Annotated in this window: 19 protein-coding genes; 15 read left to right on the top strand and 4 right to left on the bottom strand. The window is 46.6% G+C overall.

All coding sequences use genetic code 11. The features are described 5' to 3' along the window. Positions 1–17: 17 nt before the first annotated feature. The 4 genes from msbA to kdsB are packed head-to-tail and all read left to right on the top strand — an operon-like array spanning position 18 to position 3,697. Positions 18–1,766 carry a lipid A export permease/ATP-binding protein MsbA gene (gene msbA, locus U0358_RS07975; RefSeq protein WP_322405916.1) on the top strand — a complete coding sequence of 583 codons (1,749 nt, stop codon included), beginning with the start codon at positions 18–20 and terminating at the stop codon, positions 1,764–1,766. After that, on the top strand, positions 1,766–2,752 hold the full coding sequence (gene lpxK / locus U0358_RS07970; protein WP_322405915.1) for a tetraacyldisaccharide 4'-kinase: 987 nt from the start codon (positions 1,766–1,768) through the stop codon (positions 2,750–2,752). The genes msbA and lpxK overlap by 1 nt, the downstream gene beginning before the upstream one ends. Beyond that, positions 2,742–2,939, top strand: a complete 198-nt coding sequence (locus U0358_RS07965) for a Trm112 family protein (protein WP_322405913.1) — start codon at positions 2,742–2,744, stop codon at positions 2,937–2,939. The genes lpxK and U0358_RS07965 overlap by 11 nt, the downstream gene beginning before the upstream one ends. Next, positions 2,936–3,697: a 3-deoxy-manno-octulosonate cytidylyltransferase gene (gene kdsB / locus U0358_RS07960; RefSeq protein ID WP_317497119.1), complete on the top strand. Its 762-nt coding sequence runs from the start codon at positions 2,936–2,938 to the stop codon at positions 3,695–3,697. Before U0358_RS07965 ends, kdsB begins: the two co-directional genes overlap by 4 nt. Here kdsB and U0358_RS07955 read toward each other — a convergent pair. Both U0358_RS07955 and gltA read right to left on the bottom strand, forming a co-directional pair. Beyond that, the gene (locus U0358_RS07955; RefSeq protein WP_317497118.1) at positions 3,694–5,040 is read right to left on the bottom strand and encodes a KamA family radical SAM protein; all 1,347 of its coding nucleotides are present in this window, start codon (positions 5,038–5,040) and stop codon (positions 3,694–3,696) included. The two genes, kdsB and U0358_RS07955, sit on opposite strands and share 4 nt — an antisense overlap. Before the next feature lie 219 nt (positions 5,041–5,259). After that, entirely contained in the window at positions 5,260–6,540 is a 1,281-nt protein-coding gene (gltA, locus tag U0358_RS07950; protein ID WP_317497117.1) for a citrate synthase, read from the bottom strand. Positions 6,541–6,866: 326 nt separating this feature from the next. Here gltA and sdhC point away from each other — a divergent pair, with 326 nt between their 5' ends. The 8 genes from sdhC to sucD all read left to right on the top strand — a co-directional run bounded on the left by sdhC (position 6,867) and on the right by sucD (position 16,765). After that, positions 6,867–7,241, top strand: a complete 375-nt coding sequence (gene sdhC / locus U0358_RS07945; protein WP_317497116.1) for a succinate dehydrogenase, cytochrome b556 subunit — start codon at positions 6,867–6,869, stop codon at positions 7,239–7,241. Then, positions 7,235–7,582: a succinate dehydrogenase, hydrophobic membrane anchor protein gene (sdhD, locus tag U0358_RS07940; protein ID WP_322405911.1), complete on the top strand. Its 348-nt coding sequence runs from the start codon at positions 7,235–7,237 to the stop codon at positions 7,580–7,582. The genes sdhC and sdhD overlap by 7 nt, the downstream gene beginning before the upstream one ends. Next, complete coding sequence (gene sdhA, locus U0358_RS07935; protein WP_322405909.1) at positions 7,583–9,349, top strand: succinate dehydrogenase flavoprotein subunit; 1,767 nt, start codon at positions 7,583–7,585, stop codon at positions 9,347–9,349. A gap of 12 nt (positions 9,350–9,361) precedes the next feature. After that, positions 9,362–10,075 (top strand): succinate dehydrogenase iron-sulfur subunit, encoded by a 714-nt coding sequence (locus U0358_RS07930; RefSeq protein WP_322405908.1) that lies wholly within the window; start codon positions 9,362–9,364, stop codon positions 10,073–10,075. 111 nt (positions 10,076–10,186) lie between these two features. After that, complete coding sequence (locus tag U0358_RS07925) at positions 10,187–12,994, top strand: 2-oxoglutarate dehydrogenase E1 component (protein WP_322405906.1); 2,808 nt, start codon at positions 10,187–10,189, stop codon at positions 12,992–12,994. Between the two features lie 13 nt (positions 12,995–13,007). Beyond that, complete coding sequence (gene odhB, locus U0358_RS07920; RefSeq protein WP_322405904.1) at positions 13,008–14,591, top strand: 2-oxoglutarate dehydrogenase complex dihydrolipoyllysine-residue succinyltransferase; 1,584 nt, start codon at positions 13,008–13,010, stop codon at positions 14,589–14,591. Between the two features lie 135 nt (positions 14,592–14,726). Continuing rightward, positions 14,727–15,893: an ADP-forming succinate--CoA ligase subunit beta gene (gene sucC / locus U0358_RS07915; RefSeq protein WP_317497111.1), complete on the top strand. Its 1,167-nt coding sequence runs from the start codon at positions 14,727–14,729 to the stop codon at positions 15,891–15,893. Beyond that, a complete protein-coding gene (gene sucD, locus U0358_RS07910; protein ID WP_322405902.1) occupies positions 15,893–16,765 on the top strand; it encodes a succinate--CoA ligase subunit alpha in 873 nt (290 codons plus the stop codon). Before sucC ends, sucD begins: the two co-directional genes overlap by 1 nt. 695 nt (positions 16,766–17,460) lie before the next feature. Here the strand turns inward: sucD and U0358_RS07905 are convergent. Both U0358_RS07905 and U0358_RS07900 read right to left on the bottom strand, forming a co-directional pair. Then, positions 17,461–17,637, bottom strand: coding sequence for a DUF6435 family protein (locus tag U0358_RS07905; RefSeq protein ID WP_317497109.1), 177 nt, complete (start codon positions 17,635–17,637; stop codon positions 17,461–17,463). 280 nt (positions 17,638–17,917) lie between these two features. Beyond that, entirely contained in the window at positions 17,918–19,033 is a 1,116-nt protein-coding gene (locus U0358_RS07900; RefSeq protein WP_322405901.1) for a DEAD/DEAH box helicase, read from the bottom strand. Positions 19,034–19,305: 272 nt separating this feature from the next. Here U0358_RS07900 and U0358_RS07895 point away from each other — a divergent pair, with 272 nt between their 5' ends. The 3 genes from U0358_RS07895 to U0358_RS07885 all read left to right on the top strand — a co-directional run bounded on the left by U0358_RS07895 (position 19,306) and on the right by U0358_RS07885 (position 22,148). Next, the gene (locus tag U0358_RS07895) at positions 19,306–19,698 is read left to right on the top strand and encodes a hypothetical protein (protein WP_317497107.1); all 393 of its coding nucleotides are present in this window, start codon (positions 19,306–19,308) and stop codon (positions 19,696–19,698) included. Between the two features lie 112 nt (positions 19,699–19,810). Then, on the top strand, positions 19,811–21,070 hold the full coding sequence (locus U0358_RS07890; RefSeq protein WP_322405900.1) for an acyl-CoA dehydrogenase family protein: 1,260 nt from the start codon (positions 19,811–19,813) through the stop codon (positions 21,068–21,070). Continuing rightward, complete coding sequence (locus U0358_RS07885; protein WP_317497105.1) at positions 21,063–22,148, top strand: phosphotransferase family protein; 1,086 nt, start codon at positions 21,063–21,065, stop codon at positions 22,146–22,148. The genes U0358_RS07890 and U0358_RS07885 overlap by 8 nt, the downstream gene beginning before the upstream one ends. Positions 22,149–22,183: the final 35 nt, after the last annotated feature.

Raw genomic sequence — 22,183 nt, 5'->3', positions numbered from 1 at the left:
GACTTATTTGAGACTACATGGATTCTCAGCTTAAAAAAAAGACGACCTTTAAACGCTTATTAGGTTATATCAAACCTTATAAGGCAGCTTTTCTTGTTGCTGTTGCCTGTATGATTGGTTACGCAGGCATAGACACATTATTCATATCCCAAATTAAAACCTTAATAGACGATGGTTTGACAGAGCAAAACTCCAATGTTCTGGTTTACGGCGCAATTTTCGTTCCTTTTATTTTCATTTTTCGTGGCTTACTTAATGTAGGTTCCAGTTACTTCTTAAACTGGGTTGGCTTTAAAGTTGTTACCAAAATGCGGCAACAACTGTTTGACCACATGATGAAGTTACCGGTCAACTTTCATGATCAGCACTCAACCGGCGATTTGATTTCAAAAATAACTTATGACACTCAACAGGTGGCAGAAGCCAGTAGTAGAGCTGTTTTGATCTTGGTGAAAGAAGGAGCTTTCGTTGCCGGGTTGTTAGGCTTGATGTTTTATCACAGCTGGCAATTGTCACTGGTGTTTTTAGTTATAGGCCCCTTAATAGCAAAAGTTGTTGGTATTGTTTCGAAACGCTTCCGTAAAGTAAGTAGTCGCATTCAGACGGCTATGGGTAATGTAACCACAACGGCAGAGCAGATGATCAACGGGCATAAAGTTGTACTCATGCATCAGGGTCAGAAAAATGAGTCGGCGCGTTTTTCAGAAATAAATAATATTACCCGTAACCAGAATATGAAGCTGGTGAATACCCGGGCTATTAGTACCTCCGTTATTCAGTTTATAGCGTCGTTAAGTCTGTCCATGGTGTTAGTTATTGCCAGTTTTCCTGAAATGCTTGGCGAGCTATCTGCTGGTGCCTTCACGACATTATTAGGGGCTATGCTTATGCTACTACGCCCTTTAAAGCAGCTTACTAACGTAAACAGTGATTTCCAGCGCGGTATTGCGGCGGCAACCAGTGTATTTGCGATTCTTGACGAACCGATTGAAGTTGATAAAGGCTCGCGAGTGGTAGAACGGACAGCGGGTGATATTGTCTTTGATGACGTGACCTTTTCTTATCAAAAAGATGATGAACCCGCGCTTCAGCACATTAATTTTAAAGTTGATCAAGGCAAAACAGTTGCGCTGGTAGGGCGTTCAGGTAGTGGTAAGTCGACAATATCGAACTTGCTTACGCGCTTCTACGATGTGGAGCAGGGCAACATTCTGCTTGATGGCCATAATATTAACGATTATAAGCTCAAATGCTTAAGACGTCAGTTTGCGCTGGTGTCTCAGCATGTAACCTTGTTTAACGACACCATAGCAAACAATATTGCCTATGGTGCTTCGCAAGATGTATCGCGTGAAGACATTATTAAAGCCGCTGAGCAAGCTTACGTTACTGAGTTCACCGACAGTATGCCAAAAGGGCTGGATACTATGGTGGGCGAGAATGGGGTGATGTTATCCGGTGGTCAACGTCAGCGTATTGCTATAGCCCGAGCGTTATTACAAGACGCTCCCATTCTTATATTAGATGAAGCAACGTCGGCGCTGGACACTGAGTCCGAGCGTCATATTCAGGATGCGTTAGGAACCTTGCGTAAAAACCGCACAGCTATTGTTATTGCTCACCGTTTATCAACCATTGAAAATGCCGATGAGATTTTAGTCATGGACAATGGTGAGATTATTGAACGCGGTACACACCAGCAATTGCTTGACCAGGAAGGCTCATACTTCCAGCTGCATAACTTGCAGTTTAGTGGGGGCGCCTAATGTGGCTTCAACAGCAGTGGTATAAAGCCAGGCTGCACCCTTTATTGTTTTTACTGACACCACTGTCGCTGGTGTTTTGGCTGGTAACGAATTTGCGTCGAAGTTTTTATGCTTTTGGGTTAATGCCTCGCTATAAAGCTGATGTTCCGGTCATAGTGGTGGGAAACATTAGTGTGGGCGGCACTGGCAAAACACCGATGGTTGTGGCCTTAAGCCAATGGTTAAAAGATGAGGGTTGGAATCCGGGCATTATTAGTCGTGGTTACGGTGCGAAGGGTCCTTTTCCCTACGACGTTTTAGCGAGTGACTCGCCGGAGAAAGCTGGCGATGAACCCTTGCTCATGCGTCGCCGCACTGGCTGTCCTGTTGTTATTGCGCCAAAGCGAGCTCAGGCCGCAAAGCTTATGACTGAACAACATCCAAAAGTAGACGTTATTATTTGTGATGACGGGCTGCAGCATTACGGGCTTAAGCGCGACATTGAATTAATTATGATAGACGCTGAACGAGGAACCGGAAATGGATGGCTTTTACCTGCCGGCCCATTACGGGAAGGCCCCTGGCGTTTGAAAGGCGCTGATTGGGTGATTTCTAACTATGGTCGCCACGCTTTTGCCCGGCATGTTGTGGACGTTGAACCGGGCAATTGGCACCGGGTTGATAACAATGAGCAAATTGAATTAAAAACCGAGAGCAAATTTAATGCAGTTGCTGGTATAGGTTATCCGGAACGCTTTTTTAACTCGCTAATTGAACAGGGTATTGAGTTGGAGAACAGTCAGGGGTTTGCTGATCATCATGCTTTTAGCCAACAGGACTTTTCTAACCTGGCAGGCAACCCTATATTAATGACCGAAAAAGATGCCGGTAAATGCCAGCCTTTTGCGCAAGCTGACTGGTATTACCAAACGATTAAAGCAAAGCTGCCCGAAGTGATGAAGACAAACCTATTGGCAGAGCTGAAAAGGAAAAAAAATGGCCATTGATAAAACAACATTAGCAATATTGGCGTGTCCAAAGTGTAAAGGAAAGTTGACCTATTACGCCGATAAAGAGGAGTTAGTATGCCGCGGAGAACGCCTTGCTTACCCTATAGACGAGAATATTCCTGTGCTTATAGCGGATAAGGCCCGCGAGTTATCTTCAGAAGAGTTAGAAGAGGTCCCCTCATGAGTTTTACCGTTGTCATTCCTGCTCGTTTTGGTTCCAGCCGCTTGCCAGGCAAACCATTAGCCGATATTGCCGGAAAACCGATGATTCAGCATGTGGTTGAGCGCGCTGAAGCTAGTGGCGCAGCCGAAGTCATAGTTGCTACCGATGATATGCGGGTTAAAGAGGGCGTTGATAAATTTGGTGGTCGTGTAATGATGACCTCAAGTGAACATTCCTCGGGTACGGAACGGTTGGCTGAAGTTATCGAACAATTAGCTCTGGCAGAAAACGAAGTAGTGGTTAATGTACAGGGCGATGAACCCTTTATTCCACCTGAAATTATTAGGCAAGTAGCTGATAACTTAGCGAATCAACGACAGGCACCTATGGCGACGTTGGCCGTACCGATTACCAACGCTGAAGACATTTTTAACCCGAACACAGTAAAGGTAGTTACCGATGCTGCAGGTTATGCGCTGTACTTTAGCCGTGCGGCTATTCCCTGGGACAGAGAGCACTTCTCTGCTGAGCGGGCAACAGATGTTGTTACTGAGCATTACCATCGTCACATTGGTATTTATGCTTATCGCGCGGGGTTTGTCAGACGTTATGTTGAGTGGCAACCAAGCCCTATTGAACAGCTTGAGTCGTTAGAGCAATTACGAGTGCTTTGGCACGGAGAGCGTATTCATGTCGCTGAAGCGATTCTCGCACCGGCTACAGGTATTGATACTGAAGAGGACCTGCAGCAGGCCCGAAAACTGGCTGGCGATGGTTAATCCATCGCCGACATTTTTGAATACTCATCTTCGAAAAAGAACTTTTCTTCGCCAAAAGCAGGCTTTAAGTGATGCAGCCAGGTGGCATCCGGGTCGTATTTAGCGAAGAAAGGGCGTTGTACCCAGTCCGGGTTACGGCCCTGAATAAAACGTAAGGCAAAGACTTTCTCACCGGCAATCTCAGTAACCCCCTGAATTTCTACTTTTCCCGGGCCTGCGCTCATTGAAGGGCCTCGTACCGTGCGGGCTATACCGGAAACCTGCTGATACGCTTTCTGGAAAATTTCCCAGGTACGCTCCAGCGGTACTTCAAAGTAACGCTTGGCACCGGTATCACGCTCGACAAACATGTAATAAGGGATTAATCCAAGTTGCACCTGCTTTTCCCACATAGAGGCCCAGACATCCGGGTCGTCGTTAATGTGTTTGAGCAAAGGAGCCTGACAGCGGATTTGCGCACCTGTAGCGCGCAGGCGGCGAATGGCTTCTTGGCATACTTCAGTGCGCAACTCATTCGGGTGGTTCAAATGCGCCATTATTGATACATGCTTGCCACCAGCAACTAAGCGCTCTAATAAACGCAGTAAATCGTCAGCATCGGGGTCGGTGATAAACCGATAGGGCCAGAAAGTCAGTGATTTAGTGCCGATGCGTATGGTTTTAATGTGCTCAAATTCAGGTTGCAGTAAACCTTCCAAGTAATGAGCCAGTTTGCGCGTACGCATGACCATAGGGTCTCCGCCGGTCACCAGCAAGTCAGTAACTTCTTTGTGTTGAGCCAGATAGCGATGCAATTGATCCGCGTCGTTTGAATTAAAGCGGGTAGCTTTCCCAACAAACTGTGCCCAACGGAAGCAGAAAGTGCAGTAAGAATGGCAGTACTGCCCTTGAGCCGGGAAAAAGAGCACCGTTTCGCGATATTTGTGCTGCATACCCGGCAAAGGTTCACCATCAACATGCGGGACATTCATTTGCATTTGTCCGGCAGGGTGAGGGTTCATTTCATCGCGTAGCTGAGTCGCCAAATCAAACACTTCATTGGTGGTGTGCTTGCCGGACATTAGGTCCGCCATGCGCTGGTACGCAGATGGCTCCAGCATGTCTTTTTGAGGAAAAGTGAGCTGAAACAGCGGGTCATTGGGTACATTTTCCCAGTCAATCAGTTCGTTAAACACATATTCATTAACTCTGAATGGCAGTACATTAGCGACGACTTTCATTTCAAAGCGCATGTCAGCAGGAACTTTCTGTAATGCCTCAATTTTATCCAACTGGCGATGCTGATAGACCTTGAATTTACGTGGTGTAATGATGGGTTGTTGTACATTGACTACTTGCTGCATAAGCCTCTCTGTAATTATCTGCAACCTGCTAAAGCATGTTTAAAATGAATCTGTCTGTCAGCTCTCTCTTTGGCGACCAACGAAATGCGACTTAGTATAAAGAATTTAAGGCTTGGTTGCACGTTCTGTAAGGTGTGAAAAGCAATGTACTCAAACTACTCATTGAGAGCAGGCATAAAAAAAGGCGCTCAACCGAGCGCCTTCTTAACTCAAACCAATTTATTTTTTAATTGGTGAAAACTCGCGTTTTGTATAACCAGTATATAACTGACGAGGACGACCAATTTTCTGATTCGCTTCACCCATCATTTCATGCCAGTGAGACACCCAGCCGACAGTACGTGACAACGCAAAGATAACGGTGAACATATTGGTAGGAATACCAATAGCTTTCAGTACGATACCAGAGTAGAAATCAACGTTAGGGAAGAGTTTTTTCTCAATGAAGTAGTCGTCTTCCAGCGCGATGCGCTCCAGCTCCATTGCTACGTCTAATAATGGATCATCGCGGTCCAACTCTTTCAGCACTTCGTGGCAAGACTCGCGCATGACCGTTGCACGAGGGTCAGTGTTTTTGTAAACACGATGACCAAATCCCATTAAGCGGAAAGGATCGTCTTTATCTTTTGCTTTCTCAATGTATTTCGGAATGTTTTCAACCGAACCAATTTCAGCCAGCATACGTAAGCAAGCTTCGTTTGCTCCACCGTGAGCCGGTCCCCATAAAGACGCAACACCAGCCGCAATACAGGCGTAAGGGTTTGCACCTGAAGAGCCGGCAAGGCGAACTGTTGACGTTGATGCGTTTTGCTCGTGATCAGCATGCAAAGTAAAGATACGATCCATGGCACGGGCAACTGCCGGGCTAATTTTGTAATCTTCAGCCGGTACAGAGAACATCATGTTCAGGAAATTTTCTGCATAACCTAAGTCGTTACGTGGATAAACGAACGGTTGGCCGATGCTGAATTTATATGCCATTGCTGCAATCGTTGGGATTTTAGCAATTAAGCGATAAGCACTGCGTAAACGCTGGTTTTCATCGTGAATCTCCAAATCATCATGATAGAACGATGATAAGGCACCCGTTACGGCACATAACATAGCCATAGGGTGAGCATCGCGACGGAAACCATTAAAGAAATTATGAATTCCCTGATGCACCATAGTGTGTTTAGTAATGGTGTCTTTGAATTCATGGTATTGCTTTTCGGTAGGAGCTTCGCCGTGTAACAACATGTAGCAAACTTCTAAATAGTCTGCTTTAGTTGCTAATTCACCAATAGGGTAGCCGCGGTGTAATAAAACGCCGTTTTCACCATCTATGTAGGTAATAGCCGACTCGCAAGAGCCTGTAGCCAGAAACCCAGGGTCAAAGGTAAAATAACCATGTTTTCCCAGAGTTCGGACGTCAACTACATCCTTGCCTGCCTTAGGTGATAGTACCGGCAATTCAATGGATTGGCCGTCAATCTGTAAAGTGGCTTTACGATCAGCCATAAGGAATTCTCCTCGCTATCTACTTTGAAAAAGTGCGCTAATTTAACTCGATCATGCCCTTAAATGTCAATTTTAATCAAGGAACATGAACCAATTATAGCTAAATATACGTAATGAAGATGACGAAAAGATTACTCAGATTGAAGAATTATCTTGTTACGTTAGACTTTAGTAGTAAAGCGTATCTAAGTATGAGTTCAAATCTGAGTTTGTCGTTGTAATTAATAGCTTGGCTAGATATACTTTGCGCCGTATTGGTGGCATGTTTCTGTGTCGCGCAAACGAAAATTGCATTTCTTTTGTGCTTTATTAAAAGGCAATCTATCGTGAAAAAAGAAAGACCTGTTAATTTAGACTTATCAACTATCAAGCTTCCTGCCGCTGCCAAAGCATCCATACTGCATCGTATTTCCGGTGTTGTTATGCTGTTCTCTCTGGCTTTCCTAATTTGGGCTTTTGCTGTGTCACTTAGTGGCCCTGAAGGTTTTGCTCAAATTGAGGGTATCATGACCAGCTTTATCGCTAAATTTATTAGCTGGGGTATTTTGACAGCGCTAGGATTTCACTTAATCATTGGCCTGCGTCACTTAGTAATGGACATGGGCTACTGGGAAGAACTCGATTCCGGAAGAATCAGTGCAATTATTTCAATTGCTCTTTCTGTGATCTTTTCCGTATTAGTAGGAGTTTGGCTATGGTAACAGCAGCAGCTACTTTTGGTCGTAGTGGTTCTCATGACTTTATTTTATTGAGAGCCAGCGCGATTGTAATGGTTTTATATTCACTGTTCATGGCTGGGTTCTTCCTGTCTACGCCAGATGTAACTTATCAAGTGTGGAGTGGGTTGTTTGCCAACATTTGGATGAAAGTATTCACTATGCTGGCCTTGTCCTCTGTGCTAATTCACGGCTGGATTGGCATTTGGCAAGTATCAACAGACTACGTGAAAGCGTCCGGTATCAGAGCTTTTATCCAACTGCTTTTCAGCGTTGGTCTAATCGCTGTTTGGCTCACTGGCTTATTCGTACTGTGGGGTGTTTAAGTGACTGTTAAAACTTTAGAATATGATGCGGTGGTGATTGGTGCTGGCGGTGCCGGCATGCGAGCAGCGCTGCAAATTTCCCAAGAGGGATTGAGCTGCGCGTTGATGTCCAAAGTGTTTCCAACACGCTCTCACACAGTTTCCGCTCAGGGCGGTATTACCGTAGCATTAGGTAATGCGCATGAAGATAACTGGGAATGGCACATGTTCGATACCGTTAAAGGTTCGGACTATATCGGTGACCAGGACGCTATCGAATACATGTGTAAAGCTGGCCCTGAAGCGATCCTGGAAATGGAAAACTTAGGTTTGCCATTCTCACGTTTCGAAAACGGCAAAGTTTATCAACGTCCATTTGGTGGTCAGTCGAAAGATTTTGGTGGCGAGCAGGCTGCTCGAACGGCAGCTGCAGCTGACCGTACTGGTCACGCGTTGCTGCATTTGCTTTATCAGCAAAACGTGAAGAAAAAAACCACCGTATTCTCTGAATGGTACGCGCTGGATATCGTTAAGAACCAAGACGGTGAGGTTTGTGGTGTAACCACCATGGATATCGAAAGCGGCGAAGTTTACTTTGTTAAAGCTAAGGCTGTCGTTCTTGCTACTGGCGGTGCCGGTCGTATTTATTCTTCAACGACCAATGCTCATATCAACACCGGTGACGGCATTGGTATGGCTCTGCGCGCCGGCGTTCCGGTACAAGATATGGAAATGTGGCAGTTCCACCCAACCGGTATAGCCGGAGCGGGCTCGCTTGTTACAGAAGGGTGTCGTGGTGAAGGCGGTTACCTGCTGAACAAAGACGGCGAGCGCTTTATGGAGCGTTATGCGCCAAACGCGAAAGATTTGGCGTCACGAGACGTTGTATCCCGAGCTATGATGACCGAAATCCGTGAAGGACGTGGTTGTGAAGGCCCATGGGGTACTCACCTTAAGCTGAAACTTGATCACCTGGGTAAAGAAACCCTGGAGAGTCGTTTGCCGGGTGTTTGTGACTTATCACGTACATTTGCTCACGTTGATCCAGTGAAAGAGCCTATTCCCGTCATTCCTACCTGTCATTACATGATGGGCGGCATTCCGACGGACGTTAACGGACAAGTGTTGTCTGTAGACGACAATGGTCAGACATCTCACGTTAAAGGCTTATTTGCGTGTGGTGAAATTGCTTGTGTATCTGTACACGGTGCAAACCGCTTAGGTGGCAACTCATTGCTTGACCTAGTAGTGTTCGGCCGTTCAACCGGTATGCATCTGGGGGAAACTCTTGCAGCTAGCGTAGAAACAAGAGAAGCAAGTAGCGACGATATTGACGCTGCACTAGCGCGCTATAATCGTTGGGAAAACACTCAGAAAGGTGAAGATCCCGCGCAAATCAAGAAAGACTTGCAACAGTGCATGCAACTTAATTTCTCGGTTTTCCGTGAAGGCGATTCAATGAAAGAAGGGCTTGCTGAGCTGCGCGAAATTCGCGAACGCTTGAAAAACGCTCGTCTTGATGACACCTCTAAAGAGTTTAATACTCAGCGCGTAGAATGTCTTGAGCTGGATAACTTAATGGAAACAGCGTACTCAACGGCATTGGCTGCCAGCTTCCGTACAGAAAGCCGAGGTGCTCATAGCCGTGCAGACTATCCTGATCGTGATGATGAAAAGTGGTTAGTACATACTGTTTATCGTCCTGAAAAGGAAGATATGGTGACGCGGGAGGTCAATATGGCACCTAAACTGCGTGAAGCTTTCCCTCCGAAAGCTCGTACCTACTAAGTTGGAGGGTATATGAAAAAATACACATTTTCAGTTTATCGTTACAATCCTGATGTCGACAACGCGCCTCATATGAAAGAGTACACGTTGGAAGTAGAAGAAAATCAGGATTTGATGGTGCTAGAAGCACTGATAAAATTGAAAGAACAAGATCCATCGCTGGCGTTTCGTCGCTCGTGCCGGGAAGGTGTTTGTGGCTCCGATGGTATGAATATTAACGGTAAAAATGGTTTGGCTTGTATTACTCACTTGTCTTCTCTGAAATCAGACAAAATTGTGATTCGTCCTTTACCAGGCTTGCCCGTTATTCGTGACTTGATTGTTGATATGAGCCAGTTCTATCAACAGTACGAGAAAATTAAACCGTACCTTATCAATGATGACAAAACGCCACCAGCGCGTGAGCGACTTCAATCGCCGGAAGACCGTGCTAAGCTTGATGGTCTTTACGAATGTATTTTATGTGCATGTTGTTCAACATCATGCCCGTCGTTCTGGTGGAATCCAGATAAATTTGTTGGGCCTGCTGGTCTGCTGCACGCTTATCGTTTCCTAATTGATAGTCGTGATACAGCAACGGACGAGCGTTTGGACGAACTTGACGATGCCTTTAGTGTATTCCGTTGTCACGGAATCATGAACTGCGTTAACGTATGTCCAAAAGGGTTGAATCCAACAAAGGCTATTGGACACATCAAATCGATGCTTTTGAGTCGCGCAGTTTAATTCGTTAAATTATCGCGCTAATTTGAACGGTTGATGTTGTGGATGGCCATCCCACAAAGGATGGCTATTTTTTTATAAAAACGGTTTATCTATTCAGGTGAAGGAAACGCAATGCAAGATGGTGTAATGCGTGAATGGTTAGAAACATCGCATCTAGCCGGTGGTAACGTTGCCTACATTGAACAAATGTTTGAGGCGTATCTGGATGATCCGACGGCAGTCAGTGATGAATGGCGTCAAATGTTCGATGCGTTGCCGAAGGATAATCACATTGTTGATACTAAAATCAGCGACGTCCGGGAGCAGTTTCGCCAGGCCGCTAAGAATAAGCTTAAACAATCTCAAACAGGCAGCACGACTGCCGCAGATCAGAAGCAAGTTAAAGTTTTACAGCTCATCAATGCTTACCGATTTCGCGGCCATCAGCACGCCAACCTTGATCCTCTTGGTTTATGGAAACAGGAAACCGTTCCAGACCTTTCATTAAACTTCCACGATTTAAGCAAAGACGACTTAGAACGCGAATTTAATGTCGGCTCTTTAGCTGTTGGCAAAGACACAATGAAGCTGAGTGACATTCACGAAGCGCTGGAAAATATTTATTGTGGCTCTATTGGTGCCGAGTACATGCACATTGTTTCAACCGAAGAAAAGCGCTGGATTCAGCAACGGTTGGAAGGTGTTCTTGGAAAGCCCAAGTTTGAAAAAGAACAGCAAACTAAAATTTTAAAAGAACTGATAGCCGCTGACGGACTGGAAAAATATCTTGGGTCAAAGTTCCCTGGGGCTAAGCGCTTTTCATTAGAAGGCGGCGACAGTCTGGTTCCGTTGTTAAAAGAACTCATTTCACGCTGTGGTGAGCAAGGTGCCAAAGAGGTTGTTATTGGTATGGCTCACCGTGGTCGTTTGAACGTTTTAGTTAACGTTCTGGGTAAAAAACCACAAGACTTATTCGACGAGTTTGCCGGTAAGCATGACAGCAGTAAAGGTTCGGGTGATGTTAAGTATCACATGGGCTTCTCTTCTGACTATGCAACGCCGGGCGGCGACGTCCACCTTGCATTGGCATTTAACCCGTCGCACTTGGAAATTGTAAACCCGGTTGTTATGGGCTCAGTTCGTGCACGCATGGATCGCCTTAAAGATCCGGAAGGCAAAAAAGTTCTACCGATTACGATTCACGGCGACGCAGCTGTTGCTGGCCAGGGTGTGGTACAAGAAACGTTCAATATGTCGCAAACACGTGCTTACCGTGTCGGCGGTTCTATCCGTATAGTGGTGAATAACCAGGTTGGTTTCACGACATCTAAACAGGAAGATGCGCGCTCTACTCAGTATTGTACTGACATTGCAAAAATGGTGCAGGCGCCAATTTTTCACGTTAATGCGGATGACCCTGAAGCCGTTGTTTTTGTCACTCAGTTGGCACTCGATTACCGTAATGCGTTCCAGCGCGATGTGGTTATTGATTTGGTTTGTTATCGTCGTCATGGACATAACGAAGCCGATGAACCAAGTGCAACACAGCCGCTGATGTACGCAAAAGTTAAAAAGCAACCCGTTGCTCGTGAGCTTTATGGCAAGCGTCTTATAGAGAAATCGATAGTTGATGAAGATACAGCTAAGCAGTGGATGTCTGACTATCGTGATGCGTTAGATAAAGGCGAAGTGGTGGTTGATGAACACCGGCCCATGCGTCAGCACTCTGTTGACTGGTCTCCCTACATAGGAAATGACTGGGACGTTGAGTACGATTACAAAGTACCAGCAGATAAACTCAAAGACCTGGGTGAAAAAATCACTCAGTATCCGGAAGAAGACAAGCTGAATTCCCGTGTTGAGAAAGTTTATCAAGAACGTCTGAAAATGGCGAAAGGCGACAAAGCAATGGATTGGGGTTTTGCAGAAACCTTAGCCTATGCCACCTTAGTTAACGAAGGCACTCATATTCGTTTGACTGGTCAGGATAGCGGTCGTGGTACTTTCTTTCACCGCCACGCAGTTTTGCACAACCAGAAAGACGGCTCAACTTACATGCCACTGAACAACTTAGGTTCAGATCAGGGGCAAATTGAAATTTATGACTCGGTTTTATCAGAAGCTGCGGTTGTGGCCTTTGAATATGGTTACGCTACAGCTGAACCGCAGTCTCTGGTGATGTGGGAAGCGCAATTTGGCGATTTTGTTAACGGCGCCCAGGTTGTTATTGACCAGTTCTTAAGTTCTGGCGAGCAGAAATGGGGACGTTTATGTGGTTTAACATTGTTATTGCCACACGGTTACGAAGGGCAGGGACCTGAACACAGTTCAGCCCGTCTTGAGCGTTTCCTGCAATTATCAGCCGATCACAACTGGTCAGTTTGTGTACCGACAACACCAGCACAAGTTTTTCACATGATCCGTCGTCAGCAGCTGCGTCCGGTTCGTCGCCCGTTAGTTGTGATGACACCAAAATCATTGTTACGTCATCCGTTAGCGGTCTCAGAAATGGGTGATTTAGCGGACCATGGATTCCAGAACGCGATTGGTGAAATCGATGATCTGAATCCTAAAAAAGTAAAACGGGTGGTATTCTGCTCAGGTAAAGTCTACTACGATTTACTGAAAGAACGCCGCGAGCGTGAACAAGAAAACGTTGCCATTATTCGTATCGAACAGCTGTATCCGTTCCCTGCGGAAGAAGTGGCAGAAATTATGAAAGATTATCAGCACGTTAAAGATTTTGTCTGGTGTCAGGAAGAGCCTCAGAACCAAGGTGCATGGTATAGCAGCCAGCATCATTTCTGGGCAGCAATTCCGAAAGGAGCTCAGTTGTCTTACCGTGGTCGTAGTGCGTCAGCCGCACCGGCGGTCGGATACATTTCAGAGCACAACAAGCAGCAGCAAAACCTTGTTGACGAAGCGCTAACCATTAAATAGGTGAAGATGAACCATGGCGATTGATATAAAAGTTCCTCAATTACCCGAGTCTGTTGCAGATGCAACAATTGCAACATGGCACGTAAAACCTGGCGATAAAGTGTCTCGCGACCAGAATCTGGTAGACATCGAAACCGACAAGGTAGTGCTTGAAGTTGTTGCGGAAGCAGATGGTGTTTTGGGTGAAATTACTGCCGAAGAAGGCACTACCGTAACGGCTGACGAAGTGATCGGAAAAATTGAAGAAGGTGACGGCGAGTCAGCTTCTGATGAAAAATCAGAAGACAAAGACTCGGATGACAAAAAAGACCAAGACGATAAAAAAGAGAAGTCAGAGAAAAAGGAATCAGATTCTTCAGAGGATAAAGGCTCTGGCGAGAAGATGGAAGTTAAAGTTCCTCAACTGCCTGAATCAGTCTCTGATGCGACGGTTTCTACCTGGCACGTTAAAGCCGGTGATGCGGTAAAACGTGATCAGAACCTGGTTGATATTGAAACCGATAAAGTGGTTCTTGAAGTGGTTGCTCCCGCTGACGGCGTTTTAGCTGAAATTAAGCATGAAGAAGGCGACACCGTTAGTGCTGATGACGTTATTGGTCTTGTAGAAGCTGGCGGTTCTGCTGGCAATAGTTCAAGCAAATCTGATGAGAATAAATCAGAAGCTTCTTTACAGAGCAAAGACGAGAGTAAAGATGACGGTGACAACGAAGTAGCAGGTCCTGCGGTTCGCCGTTTACTCGGTGAGCACGGTCTTAAGCCAAGTGACGTAAAAGGCACGGGTAAAGGCGGTCGTGTTACTAAAGAAGATGTTGAAAAACATGTGAAAGGTCAGTCTTCGTCTAAATCATCTGACAGTAGCAGCAAGCAGCAGTCTTCACAGCCTGCAGTTTCAGGCGACCGTGATCAGAAGCGTGTACCTATGACACGTCTGCGTAAACGTATCGCCGAGCGTCTGTTGCAAGCTAAGAACGACACGGCCATGTTGACCACGTTTAACGAAATCAACATGAAGCCAATTATGGATTTGCGTAAGAAGTACAAAGACGTGTTCGAAGAAACTCACGGCACGCGTCTTGGTTTCATGGGCTTCTACGTAAAAGCAGTAACCGAAGCACTGAAGCGCTTCCCGGACGTCAACGCATCCATTGATGGCGATGATATTGTTTACCACAATTTCTTCGATATCAGCATTGCGGTATCAACGCCTCGTGGTCTGGTAACCCCAGTTCTGCGTGACACTGACCGTTTAAGCATTGCGGATATGGAAAACGGTATTCGTGACCTGGCTATTAAAGGCCGTGACGGTAAGTTGACGATGGATGAAATGCAGGGTGGTAACTTCACCATCACAAACGGTGGCGTATTTGGTTCACTGCTTTCAACGCCAATTTTGAACCCACCACAAAGCGCTATTCTGGGTATGCATAAAATCCAGGAGCGGGCGATGGTGGTAGACGGTAAGATCGAAATCTTACCGATGATGTACCTGGCTCTTTCTTATGACCATCGAATCATTGATGGTAAACAATCGGTAGGTTTCCTGGTTACCGTGAAAGAGTTATTAGAAGATCCTCAACGTCTTATCCTGGATATCTAAAGACGCTGAGAACCAGCCGCAATGCAATTTTGCTTGCGGCTGTTAATTATGCGCCGAGCAGGTTAAAATTCGGCGCGGTATTCGGGTAGGCAGCGCTTTGCTGCTTAAGTTGTTTCAACGAATCGGAAGAGCATCATGAATTTGCATGAGTATCAGGGTAAACAACTCTTTAAAGAGTTTGGTTTGCCAGTATCTGAAGGTTATGCCTGCGACACTGCTGATGAAGCGGTAGAAGCGGCAAAACGTATTGGTGGCGACATTTGGGTTGTCAAATGTCAGGTTCACGCAGGTGGCCGCGGTAAAGCGGGCGGCGTGAAATTAGTGAAAAGTTTAGACGACGTTCGCGCATTCGCTGAGCAGTGGTTAGGTAAAAACTTAGTAACTTTCCAGACCGACGAGAAAGGTCAGCCGGTTGCTAAGATTTTAGTTGAAAGCTGCACTGACATTGCAGACGAGCTTTACTTAGGTGCAGTTGTTGACCGTGCTTCACGCAAAATCGTGTTCATGGCATCAACCGAAGGCGGCGTGGAAATTGAAACCGTTGCTGAAGAAACACCTGAGAAAATCTTGAAAGCTGAAATCGACCCTACGGTTGGCGCGCAGCCATACCAAGGTCGCGAGCTAGGCTTCAAACTGGGTCTGACTCCAGACCAGGTTAAGCAGTTCACTAAGGTCTTCATGGGCTTGGCGAAAATGTTCGAACAGTACGACTTAGCACTGTTAGAAATTAACCCATTGGTTATCACTGACGAAGGCAACGTTCACTGTCTGGATGCGAAAGTTGGCATCGACAGCAACGCATTGTACCGTCAGCCTAAAATCCGTGAAATGCACGATCCGTCACAAGACGACGCACGCGAAGCGGAAGCGGCAAATTGGGAACTGAACTACGTAGCACTAGACGGCAATATTGGCTGTATGGTTAACGGTGCCGGCTTGGCGATGGGTACTATGGACATCGTTAAACTGAGTGGTGGCGAGCCAGCTAACTTCCTTGACGTTGGTGGCGGCGCAACCAAAGAGCGTGTTTCTGAAGCGTTCAAAATTATCCTGTCAGACAGCTCTGTTAAAGCCGTATTGGTTAACATCTTCGGCGGTATCGTACGTTGCGATATGATTGCTGAAGGTATCATGGGCGCTGTTGAAGAAGTTGGCGTTAAAGTACCGGTTGTTGTTCGTTTAGAGGGTAACAACGCGGAGCTGGGTAGAGAAAAACTGAAAGAAAGTGGCCTGAACATTATCGCTGCAGAAAGCTTGTCTGATGCTGCCGATAAAGTTGTTGCTGCGGCAGGAGGTCAATAATGAGCATTTTGATCGATAAAAATACCAAAGTTATCTGCCAGGGGTTTACTGGTGGTCAGGGGACTTTCCACTCTGAACAAGCGATTGCTTACGGTACGCAAATGGTTGGCGGTGTTACACCTGGTAAAGGTGGTCAAGAGCACTTAGGTCTGCCTGTTTTCAATACAGTGAGTGAAGCTGTAGAAGCTACTGGCGCAACTGCTTCAGTTATCTACGTGCCAGCTCCTTTCTGTAAAGATTCAATCATCGAAGCAGCAGACGCTGGTATCGAACTGATTGTTTGTATTACTGAAGGCATTCCTACACTGGATATGCTGTACGTTAAAGAATACCTGACGCACAAAGGTGTGCGCATGATCGGTCCAAACTGCCCGGGTGTTATCACTCCGGACGAGTGTAAAATCGGTATCATGCCTGGTCACATCCACAAGAAAGGTAAAGTGGGTATTGTGTCACGTTCAGGTACATTAACTTACGAAGCAGTTAAGCAGACTACTGACGCTGGTTTTGGTCAGTCTAGCTGTGTTGGTATCGGTGGCGACCCTATCCCGGGTTCTAACTTCATCGATATTCTGGAACTGTTTGAAAAAGATCCAGAAACCGAAGCTATCGTAATGATTGGTGAAATCGGTGGAACGGCAGAAGAAGAAGCGGCAGAGTACATTAAAAACAATGTCTCTAAGCCGGTTGTTTCTTACATTGCTGGTGTTACTGCGCCTCCAGGCAAACGTATGGGCCACGCTGGTGCCATCATTGCTGGCGGTAAAGGTACTGCTGACGAGAAATTTGCTGCACTTGAAGCTGCAGGCGTTAAAACTGTACGCAGCCTGGCTGACATCGGCAAAGCTGTTGCAGAAAAAACTGGCTGGTAATAACGGCCAACGCTTAAACAAAACCCGGCCTTAGTGCCGGGTTTTTTGTTGCTGGCTTTGAGGTAAGGTCGAAATAGCCGAGAACCGGCTGGATGTTATAGCCTCGCCATGCCGGGGACGCTACGAGCACTTCCGTGTGGGCTTGACGAAGGCCATCCATGGCCTTCGACACCCCGACATGGCGAGGCTATAACATCTGGCACCAGCCCTCAGCTATTTCGACCTTCTGGCTCAGCAATAATTACAGCGGCGATTCTTTTTCTGAGAATTAAATTAATACGGAATTGAACAGCAGGGCGGGCATAAAAAAGCTAAAGGAAAGAGCCATTGAGCCTGATTTGTTTGTTGTGTTTTTCAATGAAGAGTAAAAAAGTTCCCTAGCCGAAGCTAGGGAAAAAATTCGCACTTCCAGGGAGAGGAAAAGCAAAGACCTGTAAAACAAAACTTAAGATTGCTTAAGTAATTGTCATACATATTTTAATGAGAATCGTTATTATTTGCAAGCTGGTTTTAGATATTATGATTAGGGCGTGAATACATCGATTGAGAAAACCAAATTTTTCTAACAAATAGGTTAGTGGGAAGACTGATTATGATGGCTAGTGTAAGGCACAAATAGTGCACAGATATCTTTACACTCACGGAAGGACGGTAGATGAGTGCGGGTTGCCAGTTAGCAACCCAAAACTGAAAGCTTATTTATTTTGATTTTCCAGTGCTTGAATTTTATTCCAGAGTTCGTCTGCTTGCTGGCTGATATGCGAACTATCCCGAATGTTTCCGTTACGCTGCATTTCCATGGCTTTTTCCTGCAACTGCTTTAGTTCTTTACGCATTTTCTTCGTAGGATCTGATTTGAAAAGTCCAAACATTAATGAGTGCCTCGAGTTACTATGTGTATCTAGCGATACGAGAAAACCTGGTTAAAAGTTTATTTGTCGCTTAGGATTTTGAATTCTAGACGAGTCCATATGAAGCTATTTACCGGAACCAATACTAAAAGCCTGGTAAGGCCGTACTGGTTGGTGACACCACCGCCAGTGCCGGCTATGGATGCTTTAGACCATGCTCATGAGTTAAGTAGCAAAACTATCCACGCTGGTCTTTAGTAGGAGCCGGCGTCGTTCCAGTAAGTTCGACGTCGGCAATGCCTTACAGCTCGCTCTGCTCAATTCGCTGGCCTATAAGCTCTTCAATGGCTTTGAGCGCTTCAGCGTCTTCGTCCGTTACCAACGATATAGCATGACCGGTTTGGCCTGCGCGGCCAGTGCGGCCAATACGGTGTATGTAGTCTTCCGGAACGTGGGGGAGATCGTAATTGATTACGTACGGCAGTTTTTCAATATCAATGCCGCGTGAGGCGATATCGGTGGCGACGAGCACCTGCACTTTGCCGCTTTTAAAGTCAGTTAATGCTTTGGTGCGGGCGCCCTGACTTTTGGCGCTGTGAATGGCTGCGGCAGAGAAACCCGCTTTATCCAGTTGCTTAACTAACCTATTAGCGCCTTGCTTGGTACGCGAAAATAGAAGTACCTGGGGCAAGTTGAGACTTTTCAGTAGCTTTAATAGCAGCCCTAACTTTTGGCTTTTTTGCACTTCATACAACGTTTGCTCAATCGGCTGGGCAGTAGCGTTGGGCGGTGCTACGGAAATTTCTACAGGGCTTTTCAGCAAGCCTTTAGCCAGCGCACGAATGTCGTCGGAAAAAGTTGCAGAGAACAGAAGCGTTTGGCGTTTAACGGGCAGTAACTTAATAATTTTCTTAATGTCGTTAATAAAGCCCATATCGAGCATACGGTCGGCTTCATCTAGTACCAACACCTCTAGCTCGGGAAAGCGAACTGCGTTTTGTTGGTATAAGTCCAGCAAACGGCCCGGTGTGGCGACCAGAATATCCACACCTTTGCGAAGCTTCATCATCTGCGGGTTAATTTTCACACCGCCAAACACCACCGCGTAATTCAGTGGCAGACCGGCGCTTAAGTTAGCAACACTTTCACCCACCTGAGATGCCAATTCACGAGTCGGTGTTAAAATGAGCACGCGAGCTGTGTTTGCCTTTGCGCGCTCGTTGCTTTTGATAATGTCTAAAATCGGTAAGGTAAAGCCTGCTGTTTTACCTGTGCCGGTTTGCGCCTCAGCCATGACATCTTTCCCAGCTAGCACTAAGGGAATAGCTTGCGCCTGAATGGGCGTGGGTTCGCTATAACCCTGACGTGAAAGGGCTGCAAGCGTTCCATGGGAAAGTCCTAGATCAGAAAAGATCATGTAGTTGTGTGCGCTTTGATAGTGGTTGGGGGATTCTAACGGAAAGCCAGGCTTTTCGCATTTTATTTAAGCTTACAACTTATTGCTCTTGAGCTTTTTTAAGAGCTTGAAGTTCTCTCCGCGTACTTTAAGTCTTTTAGCTATGGTAAATCTAAACAGAGCTCATTAGCGTAGGTATCAGTTAGAAACGCTGCGTTCTAGTTTGACAGATCGCGGCTTAGTAAATAACACTTGAGGACAGCGATTGATCTTTGTTGTAACGGGAGGTTTTTATGAATGCAGAACAGTATCTGAACGATTTCCTCAGTCATCGTTTACCAGATAGCAAATCATTGTCTGAATTTTATGAGGTTGCGGAAGAGCAAAAAGAAGAGCTGCAGCAACTGGCTAATACTATAGTTGAGCTTCAGACTGATGCAGCTACACCAGCCGACCACACCAGAACGCAGTCCTATGATGCACTTGCTGAAGAGCGAGCGAATATTGTTTCTAATATGGAACTGGCAGGAAGCCGAACGGAGCGAGAGTCCCGCGAGAGGCGCCTGGATGATATTCAGCGTGAAATGGAAGTAGAAAATCAGACCGACAGTGATAAAGAAACCGAAATTGGAGACAAACTTAGTCAGCTTGAGCGCATTACTGACAGTGTCGTGGCGCGGATGTAGTAGACCCGAAAGCCCCCTCTCAGCCAATATCAATTTTAGGTAATCTACAGAGTTGTACCAGTACTGTTTTCATGTCTACAATGCTGTTTAACGTTGGCTGGGAGCGGGTGTTATGGACTTTTCCTACAGTGCGAAAACAAAGAATTATTTAGCGCGGCTAGACGCCTTTATGCGCGAGCATATTGAGCCGTACGAAGACCAATATCAAAAAGAGAATTATCGTCTGAACAGCACGCCGAATTGGCGTGAATGGCAGGTGCCGCCGCGGGTGGCTGAGCTTAAGCAAATGGCGAAAGAGCAGGGGCTTTGGAACCTGTTTTTGCCGGACGAAGAGTTTGGTGCTGGTTTAAGCACGCTGGAATATGCGCCATTAGCTGAGCGCATGGGTCGCAGCCTCTTAGCACCCGAGGTCTTCAACTGCAACGCACCTGACACGGGCAATATGGAAGTGCTCTATCACTTTGGTGATGACCCGCAGCAAGAGCAGTGGTTAACACCACTTTTAAACGGCGACATTCGCTCGGTGTTTTGTATGACCGAGCCCGATGTCGCGTCATCCGACGCCACTAATATGCAAACTACCATTAAAGCGGATGGCTCCCACTGGGTCATTAACGGCCGTAAGTGGTGGAGTACGGGTTTAGGCCATCCGGACGCTGAAATTGCCATTGTTATGGGGCTGACCGACGAGGACGCCGACAAGCATCATCGCCATTCCATGGTATTGGTGCCGTTAAACACGCCGGGTGTGAATACTGAACGCATGTTGCCTGCCCTGGGCGAGTACGACGCTCCCTATGGCCATGGCGAGGTGGTGTTCGATAACGTGCGCGTACCGAAAGAGAACATCATTGTTGGCCCTGGTGCTGGCTTTAAAATTGCGCAGGGGCGTTTAGGCCCGGGCCGTATTCATCATTGTATGCGAGCTATTGGCGCGGCAGAACGTGCGCTGGAGCTTTTCATTGAGCGTGGCGTATCGCGCATTGCCTTTGGTGAGCCGTTAATGAAGCTGGGTGGTAACACCGAGCGCTTAGCTGACTTACGTGTAGCCATTGATCAGGCGCGGTTACTGACACTGCACGCGGCATGGCAAATAGATAACGTAGGTGCACTTAAAGCCATTAAGGAAATATCGGCCATTAAGCTGGTGGCACCGAATGTGCTGCAGCGGGTGGTGGACGAAACCATGCAGTTGTTTGGTGGGGCCTCTATGTGTCATGACACGCCACTGCCGGGCTTATTAACCGTTGCGCGTTCGCTGCGCATTGCCGATGGACCCGACGCGGTTCACCGCGCGACTATTGCAAAAACAGAGTTGAAACAAAGAGAAAAACAAAGGGAAAAACAATGGAAAGGGCGCTCTAATGACTGATCCATCATCCGCCGTAGTCGATCAGGCGAGTGACGTACGCGAAGAAGAAACCTTGCCCGTAGAGGCATTAGATAATTGGCTGGCGGAGCACATTGGTGACGAGCTTCCGGAAGACCGCGGTACTTTGCGCATTACCCAATATACTGGTGGTGTGTCGAACTGGACCTACCGTTTAGATTACAACGGGTTGGCATTAGTGTTGCGCCGCCCACCAGATGGCACAAAGGCCAAGTCAGCCCATGATATGGGTCGTGAGTTTCGCCTGCAGAAACGCCTGAGACCAGAGTTTCCGCACGTACCCCGAATGCTGGCGTATTGCCGTGACGAGTCGGTTATTGGCGCCGAGTTTTATGTGATGGAACACGTAACCGGCATTATTCCGCGGAGGCGTTTTCCTAAAGGACTGGAGTTAAGTTCTGAGCAGGCGCGGCAATTATGCACGAACGCGTTGGATAAACTGATAAAGCTGCACCAGGTAGATTTAGACAGCACCGGACTACGCAAAATAGCCAAAGGTAAAGGTTACACCGAACGTCAGGTAAATGGCTGGTGTGGCCGTTATGAAAAAGCAAAGACCTGGAATGTATTCGGTGCGGGTTCGGTTATGCGTTGGCTTAAAGAGAACCAGCCGCCAAGCGAGAAAATTTGTCTGGTTCACAATGACTTTCGCTTAGACAACCTGATACTCAACCCGGATGATCCAACCGACATTATTGGCATTCTGGACTGGGAACTGGCGACTTTAGGCAACCCGTTAATGGATTTAGGTAACTCGCTGGCTTATTGGATTGAAGCGGGCGATGACAAAGTCGCGCGTGCGACGAAACGGCAGCCGAGCGACTACCCAGGCATGCTAACCCGTAAAGAAATTATTGATTACTACTGTGAGCGCACCGGCACCAAGGTAGAAGACTTTGCCTTTTACGAAGTATTTGGTTTATTCCGTTTGGCGGTTATAGCTCAGCAAATTTATTACCGCTACCACCATAAGCAAACCACCAATAAAGCCTTTAAGAACTTCTGGTTTTTGGTGAATTATTTGCTGTGGCGCTGCCGCCGTCGTATCGCCAAAGCTTAAAAAACACCAATAAAAGACAATAACAATAAAGAGAG

It is taken from the genome of Idiomarina sp. PL1-037, from assembly GCF_034422975.1.
GTDB lineage: Bacteria > Pseudomonadota > Gammaproteobacteria > Enterobacterales > Alteromonadaceae > Idiomarina.
The sequence above is the reverse complement of the archived record's forward strand: the minus strand, read 5'-3'. Positions and strand labels throughout refer to the sequence as shown.